Source organism: Streptomyces sp. MK7, assembly GCF_032658145.1.
Taxonomy (GTDB): Bacteria; Actinomycetota; Actinomycetes; order Streptomycetales; family Streptomycetaceae; genus Streptomyces; species Streptomyces spiralis.
In genome coordinates this window covers 241,405-256,008 of record NZ_JAVACL010000001.1, presented here as the reverse complement: position 1 = coordinate 256,008, position 14,604 = coordinate 241,405, and the positions used below count along the sequence as shown (strand labels likewise).

Genomic DNA, 14,604 nt, shown 5'->3' with positions numbered 1-14,604 from the left:
GACGGCCCCCACCTCTCGCGAAGGGACGCACGACCCATGGCAACCGCCCCGGAGACGGGTTCGTACGACGCCGTGGACAGCGGCACCTACGAGGTGCTGCGCGACCGGCTCACCGCCCAGGCCGCCGAACTCGCGCGCGGCGCCGAGGCGCTGAACGGCCGCAGGGCCGAGGAGTTCGGCGCCACCCGGCTCGACCTCACCGGCACCGGCCGGCTGCGCACCGAGCATCCGAGCGTCCCCAGGGACGTCGTCGCCGTCGGCGACCGGCTGCTGTTCGGCTGCCACAGCGCGGGCCCGGCGGCCGGCGGCCGGCCCGAGCCGGAGGTCGGCGACGTCCTCGCGCTGTACGACCGCGACCTGAACCGGCTGCCCGAGGACGCCGTTCCCGGCCTGCTCGACGACCCGGCGTTCGTACGGGAGTTCGCGGCCCTGCACCGCTACTACCGGCAGGCCCGGCTGCTGCGCCTGCACCGTGTCGAGGGACGGCTGCTGGCCGTCTTCCGCACCGGGGAGAAGGCCGACGACATCCGGGCACTGCGCTGGGACCTGACCGACGACGGGCGGGCCGCCGTCTTCCTGGACGCGCGCGGGGAACGCGACCACGTTTCGCCGCCCGCCCATGACTTCGCGTGGACCGAGGCCACCCGGGAGGACCACGTCCTGGGCCGCCATCCGCACGTCCGGGTGCGCGGTGAGCTGTACGTCTCCACCGTCGGCGGCACCCTGACGATCAAGACGGAGGACGACACCGAGACCGGCGAGGGCATCCACACCGAGCCGGTCGAGGAGCCGCTCCAGGCGCTCGCCGACGCCGTCATCGCGCATGCGCGGGTGGGGGCGCTGATCCTGCTGCGGATCCGCCCGTACAAGGAGGACGCCGACCGCTACCTGGTGTTCAACACGCTTAACCGGGCGGTGGTCCGCCTCGACGGCATCGGGCAGGGCTGCCGCCGCCTCCCCGAGGACCAGGGCATCGTCTTCGCGGGCGGCTACTGCCTGGCCACCGGGGCGTACAAGACATACGAACTCGACACCGCCGGCCTGGAGTTCGAGCGGGAGGTGCGCTCGCCCTACGGCGAGGACGTGCTGTACGCCTTCCACGCGCCCGCCCGGTCACGCCGCCTGCTGCTGTCGTACAACACCATCCGCGAGGAGGTCGCGAACCCGCTGATCTGCCACGGCTGGGCCCTGTTCGACGACGGCGCGCTGCTGGCGCTGCGCGCCGACCCGGCGGGCGCGGCCGGGGAGCCCGCCCGCGTCCACCCGGTCCAGCTGTGGAACTCCCCGTACGTATCCGACACCCACGCCGCCGCCACCGCGGGCACCGGCCCGCTGGCCCGGGTCGGCAACGCCGACCTGGTGCGCGGCATCTCCGACTGTCTGTCGATCAGCCGCGCGGTCGCCGAGACGACGCCGACGGTGGAGGTGTACGAGGCGCTGGCCGCCGCCTGCGTGCGCGCCGCCGACACCCACCACTGGCTGGGCGAGGCCGAGCTGGGGGACCTGCGGACCGCGCTGGAGGCCGTACGGGCCACGGCGGAGCAGGTGCTGACCGAGTTCCGGACGGTGCAGGACCTGACCCGAAGGGTCGCCGAGGCGCTTCAGGAGGCCGCGGAGCGGCTCGCGGCGGTGGTGCGCCGGCTGCGCGGCGAGGCACCGCGAGGGGCCGCCGCCTGGGTGGACGGACTGACCGAACTGCGGCAGGCGCAGGGGCACCTGCTGACCCTGAAGGAGATGCGGTACGCCGACGCCGTCCGCATCGACGAGCTCGCCGGCCGGGCGGAGGCGGACCTCGCCGCGTTCGGCAAGCGTGCCGTTGCCCATCTGGCCCGTGAGGACGCCTTCGCCGAGCACCACCGGGACGTCGAAAGGCTCGTCGCGGACGCCGAGTCCCTGGCGAGCGTGGCCGAGGCCGGGCCGGTCGCGGCCCGCCTCGACGAACTGACCGAGGGGCTGCGCACGGTCACCGAGGTCGTCGCCGGGCTCGACATCGCCGACGCCACCGTGCGCACCTGCGTGCTGGAGCGGATCGCCGAGGTGCTGGGCGGCGTCAACCGCGCCCGCGCCCTGCTCGACGCCCGCCGCCGCGAGCTGGGCGAACGGGAGGGGCGCGCCGAGTTCGCCGCGGAGTTCGCGCTGCTCGGGCAGGCGGTGACCGGTGCGCTCGCCGCCGCCGACACCCCCGAGGCGTGCGACGAGCAACTCGCGGGCGCGCTGGTCAGGCTGGAGAACCTGGAGTCGAGGTTCGCGGAGTTCGACGACTTCCTCGGCGAGCTGGCCGCCCGGCGCACCGAGGTGTACGACGCCTTCTCCGCCCGCAAGCAGTCCCTTCTGGACGCCCGCGCCCGCCGCGCCGAACAGCTGGCCGGCGCCGCCGCCCGGATCCTGGAGACGGTCGCCCGGCGGGCGGCCACGCTCGCGGACGCCGAGGCCGTCAGCACCTACTTCGCCTCCGACCCGATGGTCGCCAAGGTCCGCCGCAGCGCCGAGGAGCTGCGCGGACTCGGCGACCCGGTACGGGCGGAGGAGCTGGACGGCCGGCTGAAGGCCGCCCGGCAGGAGGCGGCCCGCGCCCTGCGCGACCGCTCCGACCTGTACGCCGACGGCGGGCGCACCATCCGCCTCGGCGCCCACCGTTTCGCGGTCACCACGCAGCCCCTGGACCTCACCCTGGTCCCGGACGGCGACGGCCTCGCCTTCGCGCTGACCGGCACCGACTACCGCCGCCCGGTCACCGACCCGGACTTCCTCGCGACCCGCGCCCACTGGGACCGGCAGCTGCCCTCGGAGTCCCCCGAGGTCTACCGCGCCGAGCACCTGGCCGCCCGGTTGCTGCGCGAGCAGGGCCCGGCCGCCCTCGCGGCGGCCGACGACCTGCCCGCCCTGGTGCGCGGGGCGGCCGCCGAGGCGTACGACGAGGGCTATGAGCGCGGGGTCCACGACCACGACGCCACCGTGATCCTCACCGCCCTGCTGCCCCTGTACGAGCAGGCCGGCGTGGTCCGCCACGAGCCCGCCGCACGGGCCGCCGCCCAGCTCTTCTGGTCCCACGGCACCACCCCCACCGCCCGCACCACCTGGACCCGACGGGCGGTCTCGCTCGCCCGGGCCCGCGACACCTTCGGCCGGGCGGCCGCGACGGCGGTGGCCGAGCTGGAGGCGGAGCTGTCGGGGGCGATCGGGCAGTGGTGGGCCACCGCGGGCGCCGACCTGCCGACGGCGACCGAGGCCGGCGCACCGGCGGAAGCCGAGGAGCTCGCGGGAGCCGCGGCGGCGTATCTCTTCGAGGAGCTGACGACCGGGCCCCAGGGGTTCGTCATCAGTGCCGGCGCCCGCACCCTGCTCGACAAGTTCCGCCGTAAGGTGGGCGGTTCGGCGTACGAGGAGGATCTGGCCGCGCTGGACGAGCCGGCCGCGCGCCGGCAGCTGGCCGGGGCGTGGCTGGCCGCGTACGCCGACGCGACCGGCGCGGACGTCACCGCGGGCGACCTGGCCGAGGCGGTGGCCGCCGAGCTGTGCCCCGGTCTGACCCGCCATGAGTCGGACGTCCCGGTGGTGACCGTGGCCGAGGGGCTGCTGGGCAGCCATCCGCGCCTCACCGGCCGCACCCTGGTGCTGCGCGTCGACGAGTTCCTGGCCCGGACGAAGCGGTTCGCCCAGCGCGACGTACCCGCCTTCCGCGCCCACCAGCGGCGCCGTACCGCCCTGGTGACGGCCGAACGCGCCCGGCTGCGCCTGGACGAGCACCGCCCGCGCTCCATGGCGGCCTTCGTCCGCAACCGGCTGATCGACGAGGTCTACCTTCCGCTGGTCGGCGACAGCCTGGCCCGCCAGCTCGGCACGGCGGGAGAGAGCAGGCGCACCGACACCGGCGGCCTGCTGCTGCTCGTCTCGCCGCCCGGCTACGGCAAGACGACGCTGATGGAGTACGTCGCCGACCGCCTCGGACTGATGATGGTGCGGGTCAGCGGCCCGGCCCTGGGCCACGCCGTGACCTCGCTCGACCCGGCCGAGGCGCCGAACGCCACCGCCCGCCAGGAGGTGGAGAAGATCAACTTCGCGCTGGCGGCGGGCAACAACACCCTCCTGCACCTGGACGACATCCAGCACACCTCGCCGGAGCTGCTGCAGAAGTTCATCCCGCTGTGCGACGCCACCCGGCGCGTGGACGGCGTGTGGGACGGCGAGCCGCGCACCTACGACCTGCGCGGCAAGCGCTTCGCGGTCTGCATGACCGGCAACCCCTACACCGAGTCCGGGGACCGCTTCCGCGTGCCCGACATGCTCGCCAACCGCGCCGACGTGTGGAACCTCGGCGACGTCCTCACCGGCAAGGAGGACGTCTTCGCGCTCAGCTTCCTGGAGAACGCGCTCACCGCGAACCCGGTCCTCGCCCCGCTGGCCGGACGGGACCGCGCCGACCTGGACCTGCTGCTCCGCCTGGCGGACGGCGACCCCACGGCCCGCGCGGACAACCTCACACACCCCTACGCGCCCGCCGAGCTGGACCGGATCCTCTCCGTGCTGCGCCATCTGCTCACCGCGCGCGAGACGGTCCTCGCCGTGAACGCCGCCTACATCGCCTCCGCCGCCCGGTCCGACGCCACGCGCACCGAGCCGCCGTTCCGGCTCCAGGGGTCCTACCGCACCATGAACAAGATCGCCCAGCGGATCCGGCCGGTCATGAACGACGCCGAGCTCGCCGCTGTGCTCGACGACCACTTCACGGCAGAGGCCCAGACCCTGACCGACGGGGCCGAGGCCAACCTGCTGAAACTGGCCGAGCTGCGCGGCACCCTGACTCCTGGGCAGGCCCGGCGCTGGGCCGAGCTGAAGGCCGCCCACGTCCGCGCCCGGGACCTCGGCGGCCCCGCCGAGGAACCCCTGGCCCGCGCGACCGCCGCCCTGGCGCTGCTCGCCGACCGCATGGCGGCCATCGAGTCCGCCCTCACGGCCGCCGTCGCCCACCGGACGGGGCGCGCGCCCGACCCGAGGGAGCGGTGATGGCGGCGGTGACGGCGATGACGCCCTTCCTGGTCCCCCTCACGGCCGCGGCGCTGATCGTGGCGGTCTGCACCTGTGTGCTGATACGCCGGGACCGCCGGTGTGCCCGGGCGTACACCGGCGGTCCAGAGGTTTCGGCAGATCAGGGGGTTTCGGCGGATACGGGGGATCCGGGGGTCCGGGGGATACGGGGCGGGGCCCGTCAGAACGGCTGTGCGGCGAGCAGCGGGCGTAGTGCCCCGCCGCGCAGCCGCTGAACCAGGGGTGTGCAGAACCGGAAGGCCAGCAGGACGACCACCAGCGAGACGGCACTGCCGACGAAGGCGCCCACGGCGACGTCGTGCGGGTAGTGAGCGCCGACGTACACCCGTGAGGCGCCCATCGCGACGGCCGCCAGCAGGGCGATGGAGCCCAGCCGGCGGCTGACGATCAGCAGTGCGACCGCGAACGCGAAGGCGACCGTGGTGTGGTTGCTGGGGAAGGCGTAGTCGTCCACCGGAGGACACGCCTCGATGAGGAAGTCGTGGGGGAGGGCCCGGCAGGGGCGCGGCTCCTGGAAGACGTCCTTGATCCCGCTGTTGACCGCGTAGGCGATGACGACGGCGAACGGCGTCGAGAGCACGGCGGCCATGACCGAGTTGCCCCGCCGCCGGGCGCCCCACCAGGCGGCGAGCAGGAGGACCACGAACACTCCCATGCCGACGGAGGAGTAGGCCTCGGCGGTCCCGTTCAGCCAGTGCGTGTGGCGGGCGAAGTCGGTGACGTCGGTGTAGAGGCCGCCGTCGATGGCCGCGCCGTCGAGCGCCAGGGCGGTCGGGGAGGAAGTCGTCATCAGGTGGATCTCCGGGCCGGTTGCTCCGTGCGGACGAGCGCTTGGACGAACGCTCGGCGACGCAGAGGTGGAATCCTCGTGACGTCGGATTGTCCGATGAGTGAACGTCTACAGATGGGTAGACGTTAGCAGCCGGAGATCGGGTTGCTTCGGGGGCTTCGGGTAAGGGGGCCTGCTGCCGGTGTCAGGCCCCCCGGTGGTGCCTCTGTGCACCTCGGTGGTGCCTCCGTGATGCCTCAGTAGTAGTGGCGCATGATGTCGGTGGCCCAGGCGGGCTGGGCGGTGGGGCCGTCCTGGGGGCCGAACTCGGTCAGGTAGGGCTTGATGTCGAGGACGGGGGTGCCGTCGACCGCGTCGAGGCCGCGCACGTGCAGGTCCAGACCGTCGACCCCGAGCAGGCGGCAGCGGGAGACGCCGATGCGGTTGGGCCGGTTCTTGCCGCGCTGGGCGAAGATGCCGACCAGCGGCCAGTCGGTGTTTCCCCGCGGATGGCGGGCACCGGTCTCGATCCTCTCCTCCGGGACCCGGTCGAAGTGGTAGACGACCTCCAGGTGGGAGAAGCCGTCCAGGCCGGCCGGCGCCTCCGGGCCGAAGCGGTCCCCGTCCAGGCGGATCACGGCCTCCACCGCGCCCCAGTCGTCGTCGCGGACCTCCTCCCGCCCGCCGACCACGCGGCCCACCGGATACGAGACCACCCCGGCCGGGGAGCCGTTCTGGGCGTTCCGGGTGTTCTCGGTGTTCTCGGTGTTCTCGGACATCCGTCGTGCCTTTCGTCGAGTCGAGCGGAGAGGGGTCCCCGCCCGGGTCATCGGGCGAGCTGACCGGCCTTGGCCTGGACATGGGCGACGTAGCGGACGGTGAACACCATCGGGACCGCGAAGCCGGCGATCTGGATGACGACGGCGGAGACCGAGTGGCCGTGCCCGGCGTGCGCGACGAAGGCGAGCACGACGGCGGTCACGGCGAACGCGGCGGTCCACACGGCGGTGATGACGACGTTGGTCCGGATGAACGGCTTCAGCCCCCAGACCTCGCGCGGGGTGGTGCGCTTGGCGATCCCCAGCGTGAACGGCCGGCCGATGGCCAGCGAGACCCCGGCTATGACCGCCAGCGTGCCCGAGGAGAGGGCGGCGGAGTAGTCGTGCACGCCCGAGTGGGGGTCGGCGAAGGCGACCACGGCCAGGGCGGCGAAGAAGACCGCCGAGCCCAGCTCGATGATCAGTGCGTCGAGGCCGACACCGGCCCGTACCTGCTGACCGATCACCGCCACCGCGACCACCAGGGCGGCCAGCGCGGCCCACTGCCAGCTTCCGGAGGGCAGCACGGCGAAGACGATCCACGGGAGGAAGGTGCGCAGGTACGACATGAGGTCTCCGTTTCGGCGTTTCTCGCCGGGCTCTGTTCTGACATGTCGAAAGTAGAACGTCGGCTAGTGACATGTCAATACTGGAATGTACAGTGGGGGCATGAGCCTTCGACACGCGCTGCTCGGCCTGCTCTCGGAGCGCCCCGCCAGCGGCTACGACCTGCTGAAACTGTTCGAGACGTCGCTGGCCAACGTCTGGCCGGCGACACAGAGCCAGATCTACACGGAGCTGACCAAGCTGGCGGGCACCGGACTGATCGCGGTGACGGCCGAGGGGCCGCGGGGCCGCAAGGAGTACGCCCTCACCGACGAGGGGATGGCCGAGCTGCGGCACTGGCTGACCGAGACCAGGCCGCAGCGCGCCGTGCGCAGCGACATGATGCTGCGGGTGTTCTTCCTCGGTGTCCTGTCGCCGGAGCAGGCACGGGGCTATCTGACCGAGCTGGTCGACCTGTCCGACCAGGCGTGCGAGGACCTGCGCGGCCTGATGGACTCCATCGACTGGGAGGACGGCAATCTGTCGGTCTACGGCCGCATGGTCCTGGAGTACGGCCTGAGGTTCAACGCGATGCGCCGCGAATGGGCCCAGTGGGCGGCCGATCTGATCGAGTAGGGGCGGTCGCGGGTAAGAAGTGTCGTGGCAGCAGGTGCCTCTTCGCCGGATTCGCCGGAGAAGAGATCATGGAGTGGGTGAGCGAGCCAGTGTCAACGCCGCCGCAGCGACCCGACGCGAGTGAGGCGGCCTACCGCCGCTATCTGAGTGCCGTGATGCTGCACGGCCAGGCGAGCGCCAAGGCCTGCGGGCTCGGCTCGACCGACCTGTACGCGCTGAACATCCTGCGGCTGGCCGGGCCGCTGTCCCCGGGCGGGCTGGGCGCCCGCGCGGGCCTGACGACCGGGCCGACCACCCGCCTGATCGACCGGCTGGAGCGGGCGGGCTACGTCCGCCGCGTCCCCGACGAACGGGACAGGCGCAAGGTCATCGTCGAGCCGATCGCCACGCCCGTCGACCTCGACGACGTGACGGCTCCCGCACGGCAGAGGATCGGCCGGATCCTGGACGGCTACACACCCGAGCAGCTCGACGTCCTCTTCGACTACTTCGACCGCGCCGCCCTGGCCTACCAGGAGGCCGCCGAGCAGCTCGCGGCGGCCCACGCGGACGCCGGTGACTGAACCGGCCGGTCCACCTCGGGCAGTGCGCGACCGGTCCGCCGGTGGAGGTGTAGTCCGTCCGGTGGAGGTGCGGGCGCGGCCACGCGGACAGGCACCGCGCGGGGGAAGCCTGCCGACGGAAGCGGCGGTCGGGCGGCGGTGGCCGGCCGGCGGCGATCGGGCGGCGGCAGGCGGGAGGCGAGCGGAGATGCGGCGGATGCGGCGGATGCGGCGGGGTGCGCGGGCCGCGGCGGTCGGGGAGTATCTCCTGGCGACGACGACGGCCGCCGCGGCGCCGCCCGCCGGGCCGCACCCGGCCCGCGAGGACGACCGCCGTGCCTGAGCTGCCGGACGTCGAGGGATTCCGGGAGGTGCTCGCGTCCTGCGCGAAGGGACGGGTCGTCCGGCGCGTCGAGGTGCGCGACACGGGCGTCCTGCACGGGTTCGGCGTGCGACGACTGCGTGAGGCGCTGGAGGGCCGGCGGTTCACCGAGCCGGAGCGGCACGGCAAGTGGCTGCTGGCGCGCACCGGCGACGGCCCCACCCTGATGCTGCACTTCGGCATGACCGGCCGGCTGGTCTGCTGCCGGCCCGAGGACCCGGACGAGGCCCACGACCGCGTGCTGTTCACCGTGACCGGCGGCCGTCAGCTGCGCTACCGCGACCAGCGCAAACTCCAGGGCCTGTGGCTGGCCCGCGACGACGGCGAGGTGGCCCGGCGGCTGGAGCGCCAGGGCCCCGACGCGATGGCGGTCGGTCGTGAGGAGTTCGGGGCGGCGCTCTCCTCCCGCCGCGGCCGCCTCAAGTCCGCCCTCACCGACCAGTCCGTCCTGGCCGGCCTCGGCAATCTGCTCGCCGACGAGATCCTGTGGCGCGCCGGGCTGCGCCCCGACATCCCGGCCCGCGACCTCACGGAGGCCGACCGCCGGCGCCTGTACACCCACATGCGCCGCACCCTGCGCTCAGCGATCGCCGCCGGCTGCGTCCCGCCGCGCGACTCCTGGCTCACCGGCCACCGCGACGACCCCGACCCGATCTGCCCCCGCTGCGGCACGCACCTGCGCCGATCCCGGGTCGCGGGCAGGGGCACGGTGTGGTGCCCGCGGTGCCAGCCGGGCCAGACCTGAGTTCCCGCTACCTGTGGTTGCCGCCGCTTCCGCCGCTTTCGCCGCCGCTCGTCCGGCCGTTCCCGGCCGCGTTGTCGGTGCCGCCGTCCGTGCCGCCGGGGCCGCTGCCGGAGGCGGCGTTGCCCGACGCCGCGGCGCTCGCTGTCGCACGGCTGCCGACGCCCGTACCGCCGGTACTGCCGGCACCGCCCGTACCGGCGGAATCGCCGGCACCAGCCGCACTGCCGGCACTGCCCGGCGTTTCCGGTGCGGGCGTCGTCCGTGCCAGTTGCCCGGAGCAGTACGCGGCGACCTTGTCCTTCCCGCCGGCGGCCGTGACGAGCCGCTTCCAGGCCGTCGCGTCCAGCGCCTTGCCGCGGTCCCCGACGTTCTCATAGGCGCGGCAGTGGGCCTCGGTGTCCTGGGCGGAGGCCGGGCCGTCCGTCGGACCGGTGCCGGCGGACGCCGACGAGTTCTGCCCGCCCGGCCGGTCGGGAGCGACGGCCGACGGGTGGGCGGCCGTCGGGTCGGCGGTGCCCCGGCCGTCACCCGCACCGTGCGTGGACGAGCCGGCCGAACCGATGGCCGCGACCGCGACCCCGCCCAGCGTGAGGCTGGCGAACACCACGCCGAACGTCGTCTTCAGGGAGCGCCCGGCCCGCCGCTGCGCGGACTGCCGCCAGTCGTCCCGGAGCCGGGTGCGGGCCCGGTGCGCGCCCGCGTCGCGGGCGGCCCGGAAGGCGGCCACGGCCCGCTGCTCGGCCTCGGGGTCGAGTTGTCCGCCGCCGCGGATGGCGGCGGCCAGCGCCGTCTCCAGCGCGGCGGTGTCCCGCACGTCCCGCGCGCCGGACACGGCGCCGCCAGGATGCGTACGCCGACGGTCCCGAGCTCCGTCGCCGCTCATCCGTTCACCCATGTCCGTGTCCGTTCCAGTCCGGCGGGTCCGATCCGTCCGGCGTGCCGGGACCTGCCGCCCGTCTGCCGGCGCCCTGCTGCCGTCGTCGTCATGGCGACCTTGCCGCCCTCGTTCATTTCGACTCCCCCAGCGTGCGGGAAGCCCCATCCGTCACACCCTCGTCCGCCCCGTCGCCCAGACCCAGCCGGCCGGCCAGGCGTTTCAGGCCGCGGTGGGTGGCGGTGCGCACCGCTCCCGGGCGCTTGCCGAGGACGCGCGCCGCGGCGGGGCCGTCCAGTCCGACGACGACCCGCAGGAGAACCGCCTCGGCCTGGTCCCGCGGCAGCCCGCGGACCAGTTCCAGCGCCCGTTCGGTGGAGAGGGACTCCATGGCCTGGTCATGGGTGCTGTGCGGGGCGGGCAGATCCAGTACGTCCTGTTCGGTCCCTCCCGCCCGGGGCCGCACGCGCTTGCGCCGCAGATGGTCCAGTGCCCGGTGCCGGGCGATGGTCGCCGTCCAGCCGCGGAACCCGGCCCCGTCCCCCTGGAAACGGCCGAGGTCGCGGGTGATCTCCAGCCAGGCGTCGGACGCCACGTCCTCCGCGTCGTCGCCGACCAGCCCGCGCAGATAGCCGAGCAGGCCCGGCTGCACGATCCGGTAGGCGACCGCGAAGGCGAGTTCGTCACCGTCCTGGGCCCGCGCGACCGCCGCGCCCAGTTCCCCGTCGTACGCCTGTACGCGCCGGGGTTGCCGTGCCTGGCCCAAGACTGTCCTCGTTCGCACCGGTCCATACCGAGTCCCTGCCGTCCGCCGCGCTCCGGTCGCATCGACGGTCCCCCATGGTGACCAGCGCCAGTTCTCACAGAAGTGTCACCGCGCATCAGCGGCCCCTCACATCACCGCCGGTCACGGCCGGGTGATGTTTCGCGGCGGCCATGCGCTGAGTGAGTACCGCGCCGCTTGCGACTCCCCCCTTGAGCGGCGCGGAGAGAGACCGAGCGGCCGGGACCCCGCCCACTGCACGGGGTTCCGGCCGCTCCGTCCCGTACCCGCGAGGTGTAACACTTCCGGCCCGGTGCGCTCTGTCCAAGCGGACGACCGTGGCGGTCGCCCGGGACAAGGGGGCACGACTCGTGCAGTGGAGAGACGACAGCGGCGGGGCGTACGTCGAGGACCCGTACGGCGGCGCCCCCGTGTACGCCTACGGCCACGAGTACGCCCACGGCCACACGTACGGCCACGACCAGCCGTACGTCTACGACGAGGCGTACGGCTACGGTCACGCGTACGGCCACGGCGTCGGCGCCGCCCCCACCGACACGGCCACGCTGTATCCGCCGTGTCCGACTGAGCCGCAGTGGACGTACCCGGACGACGGCACCCACGGTGACGTTCTCAGTGACGCCCTCAGTGACGTCCTCACCGTCCCGCCCCAGGAGTTCGAACCACCCGGCCTCCCCGCCCAGGGACCGGACACGTCCGCGAGCGCGTCGGCGCGTCCGGTCTTCGTCGACTCCTCGGGGCGGCGCCAGCGCCGCGTGCTCCGTGCCGCCCGGCTGCTGATGATTCCCGCGGGCGGCTATGTCGCCCTGCTGGTCAGCGCCATGCTGGGCGGCCCGAGCATCAGCTCCCCGTTCGTGCCGCAGCCGGACCCGGCGCACCCGGCCACGCCCCGGGCGACCGCCCCCGACTCCGCGCCCGGCAGTGGCCAGGCCGCGGGAAACACGAGTGCCACCGCGGCGCGGCAGAGCACCCGTCCCACGGCGCGGCAGACGTCCGGTGCCACCGACCGGCCGGTGGCGGCCCCCACCTCCGGGTCCGGTGCCACCGCGCCCACCGGCATCACGTCCCCGACCTCGACCGCCACCTCCGCCCCCGTCCCCGCCCCCTCCTCCAAGGGCCGCGCCTATGGCTCGACCCACAAGCCCGTGAAGTGAGCCACGTCCCACCGTGACCGATCGACGCCACCGCACCGCGCCTCCCCGCCGCCACGGCCGCACCCGCCAGATCACCCCCCGCACCCACTGGCTGCTGCTGAGCGTGCTCACGGTGACCCTGTCGACGGCCCTCCTGCTGCAGGGCTACACCCATCACATGTTCGGCATCACGTCGGACGACGCGGCCGGACCCCGCGGCCGCAGCGACGCGGTGCCCAGCCAGGTGATCCACGGCGGCCCCGTGATCGCGGACGCCGCCACCTCGGCGCACACCGCCCGGGTGAAGGCCCGCACCATCGCCCTCACCTTCGACGACGGCCCCGACCCGGTCTGGACGCCGCGCATCCTGGACGTGCTGCGGCGCAACCATGTGCACGCGACCTTCTTCGTCGTCGGCACCCAGGCCGTCGCCCACCCCGAACTGGTCCGCCGGATCGTCGCCGAGGGCCACCAGATCGGCATCCACACCTTCACCCACCCCGACCTCTCCCGGCTCGCCCCATGGCAGCGCTCCCTGGAGCTGCGGGAGACCCAGCTGGCGGTCGCCGGTGCCGCGGGTGTCACCACCGCACTGCTGAGGCCGCCGTACTCCTCGGAGAACGCCGCGCTCGACGACGCCGACTGGTCCGTCCTGAAGCAGGCGGACACGGCGGGCTACGTCACGGTGCTCGCCACCCAGGACGCCGAGGACTGGCGGCGACCCGGCCTGCCCCGCGTCCTCACCAACGCGACCCCGCGCGGCACCGCCGGGCAGATCGTGCTGATGCACGACGCGGGCGGCGACCGGGCGCAGACCGTCGCCGCGCTGGACGTCCTGGTGCCCCGGCTCAAGGCGGAGGGCTTCAGGTTCGCGACGGTCTCCGACGCGGTCGGCATGGCCTCCCCCGTCCGGACCGCCTCGACCGGTGACCATCTCCAAGGGCTGGCCCTCATCCGCCTGCTGCAGGCCGGCGACTGGCTGGTGTGGCTGCTGGGCGTGCTGATGTACGCGGCCGGAGTGATCAGCGTGCTGCGCGCGGCGGTCGTGCTGATCGCCGCCCGGCGCCACCGGCGCCTGCGGTCCGGGCGCCGGAGCAGGTCCTGGGGGCCGCCGGTGACCGAGCCGGTCAGCGTCATCGTCCCCGCGTACAACGAGAGCGCCGGCATCGAGGCGGCCGTACGGTCGCTGCTCGCCTCGGACCACCCGGTGGAGATCATCGTGGTGGACGACGGCTCGACCGACGGCACCGCCGACCTCGTGGAGTCGCTCCGGCTGCCGGGGGTCCGGGTGATCCGGCAGCGGAACGCGGGCAAACCGGCCGCGCTCAACACCGGGCTCGCCGCTGCCTCCTGCGACCTGGTGGTCATGGTCGACGGCGACACGGTCTTCGAACCCGACACCGTCCGCATGATCGTGCAGCCCTTCGCCGACCCCCGGGTGGGCGCCGTCTCGGGCAACGCCAAGGTCGTCAACCGCGGCGGCCTGCTGGGCCGCTGGCAGCACATCGAGTACGTGGTCGGCTTCAACCTCGACCGCCGCCTGTTCGACCTCGCCGAGTGCATGCCGACCGTCCCCGGGGCGGTCGGCGCGTTCCGCCGCCGGGCGCTGCAGGCCCTCGGCGGCGTCAGCGACGTCACCCTCGCCGAGGACACCGACCTCACCATGGCGCTGTGCCGGGCCGGCTGGCGCGTGGTGTACGAGGAGGGCGCGGTGGCCTGGACCGAGGCGCCCGCGTCCCTGAACGCCCTGTGGCGGCAGCGGTACCGCTGGTGCTACGGCACGCTCCAGGCGATGTGGAAGCACCGCGGCGCGCTGGTGCAGCGCGGCGCCGCCGGAAAGCTGGGCCGCCGGGGCCTGCTCTACCTCCTCCTCTTCCAGGTGCTGCTGCCCCTGCTCGCACCCGTCGTGGACGTCTTCGCCCTGTACGGGCTGCTCTTCCTCGACCCGGTCCGGATCGTCGGGCTGTGGCTGGCCTTCCTGGTGCTGCAACTCGTGATGGGCCTGTACGCGTTCCGCCTGGACGGGGAACGGCCCGGTCCGCTGTGGAGCCTGCCGTTGCAGCAGTTCGTCTACCGGCAGCTGATGTACCTGGTGGTGATCCAGTCCGTCTTCACCGCCGTGTCGGGCTCGCGGCTGCGCTGGCAGCGGATGGAGCGCTACGGCAGCTTGCAGGCACCGGGTCCGGCACCGGCCCCGGCTCCCGCTTCGGGTGCGGAACCGGCACGGGTTCAGGCAGCGGTCCCGGCCCCGGCTCCGGAAACCACGCAGTGGTACTGAGGTGGCCGCCACGGCGGTGCCCCACCCGCCCGGTGGAGCCCCGTGTGCCCG

At 74.0% G+C, this 14,604-nt stretch carries 11 protein-coding genes; 6 read left to right on the top strand and 5 right to left on the bottom strand.

The genetic code is table 11. The features are described 5' to 3' along the window. Nucleotides 1-36: 36 nt before the first annotated feature. Complete coding sequence (locus R2S09_RS01110) at nucleotides 37-5,004, top strand: DNA repair ATPase (protein WP_316739258.1); 4,968 nt, start codon at nucleotides 37-39, stop codon at nucleotides 5,002-5,004. A gap of 202 nt (nucleotides 5,005-5,206) precedes the next feature. Here the strand turns inward: R2S09_RS01110 and R2S09_RS01105 are convergent, their stop codons facing one another. From R2S09_RS01105 to R2S09_RS01095, 3 genes are all read right to left on the bottom strand, one after another. Beyond that, nucleotides 5,207-5,836 (bottom strand): phosphatase PAP2 family protein, encoded by a 630-nt coding sequence (locus R2S09_RS01105; protein WP_316739257.1) that lies wholly within the window; start codon nucleotides 5,834-5,836, stop codon nucleotides 5,207-5,209. Nucleotides 5,837-6,072: 236 nt separating this feature from the next. Beyond that, nucleotides 6,073-6,594, bottom strand: a complete 522-nt coding sequence (locus tag R2S09_RS01100) for an SAM-dependent methyltransferase (protein ID WP_316739256.1) — start codon at nucleotides 6,592-6,594, stop codon at nucleotides 6,073-6,075. Between the two features lie 47 nt (nucleotides 6,595-6,641). Further along, on the bottom strand, nucleotides 6,642-7,202 hold the full coding sequence (locus tag R2S09_RS01095) for a hypothetical protein (protein ID WP_316739255.1): 561 nt from the start codon (nucleotides 7,200-7,202) through the stop codon (nucleotides 6,642-6,644). A 100-nt stretch (nucleotides 7,203-7,302) separates the two neighbouring features. Here R2S09_RS01095 and R2S09_RS01090 point away from each other — a divergent pair, with 100 nt between their 5' ends. From R2S09_RS01090 to R2S09_RS01080, 3 genes are all read left to right on the top strand, one after another. Next, on the top strand, nucleotides 7,303-7,815 hold the full coding sequence (locus R2S09_RS01090) for a PadR family transcriptional regulator (protein WP_316739254.1): 513 nt from the start codon (nucleotides 7,303-7,305) through the stop codon (nucleotides 7,813-7,815). Nucleotides 7,816-7,892: 77 nt separating this feature from the next. After that, entirely contained in the window at nucleotides 7,893-8,378 is a 486-nt protein-coding gene (locus R2S09_RS01085; RefSeq protein WP_316739253.1) for a MarR family transcriptional regulator, read from the top strand. Between the two features lie 314 nt (nucleotides 8,379-8,692). Next, nucleotides 8,693-9,484, top strand: coding sequence for a DNA-formamidopyrimidine glycosylase family protein (locus R2S09_RS01080; protein WP_316739252.1), 792 nt, complete (start codon nucleotides 8,693-8,695; stop codon nucleotides 9,482-9,484). A gap of 7 nt (nucleotides 9,485-9,491) precedes the next feature. Here the strand turns inward: R2S09_RS01080 and R2S09_RS01075 are convergent, their stop codons facing one another. Beyond that, nucleotides 9,492-10,316, bottom strand: coding sequence for a hypothetical protein (locus R2S09_RS01075; RefSeq protein WP_316739251.1), 825 nt, complete (start codon nucleotides 10,314-10,316; stop codon nucleotides 9,492-9,494). A gap of 175 nt (nucleotides 10,317-10,491) precedes the next feature. Further along, complete coding sequence (locus tag R2S09_RS01070) at nucleotides 10,492-11,124, bottom strand: RNA polymerase sigma factor (protein WP_306184765.1); 633 nt, start codon at nucleotides 11,122-11,124, stop codon at nucleotides 10,492-10,494. Nucleotides 11,125-11,492: 368 nt separating this feature from the next. Here R2S09_RS01070 and R2S09_RS01065 point away from each other — a divergent pair, with 368 nt between their 5' ends. Both R2S09_RS01065 and R2S09_RS01060 read left to right on the top strand, forming a co-directional pair. Beyond that, nucleotides 11,493-12,296, top strand: a complete 804-nt coding sequence (locus tag R2S09_RS01065; RefSeq protein WP_316739250.1) for a hypothetical protein — start codon at nucleotides 11,493-11,495, stop codon at nucleotides 12,294-12,296. A 13-nt stretch (nucleotides 12,297-12,309) separates the two neighbouring features. After that, the gene (locus tag R2S09_RS01060; RefSeq protein ID WP_306184768.1) at nucleotides 12,310-14,553 is read left to right on the top strand and encodes a bifunctional polysaccharide deacetylase/glycosyltransferase family 2 protein; all 2,244 of its coding nucleotides are present in this window, start codon (nucleotides 12,310-12,312) and stop codon (nucleotides 14,551-14,553) included. Nucleotides 14,554-14,604: the final 51 nt, after the last annotated feature.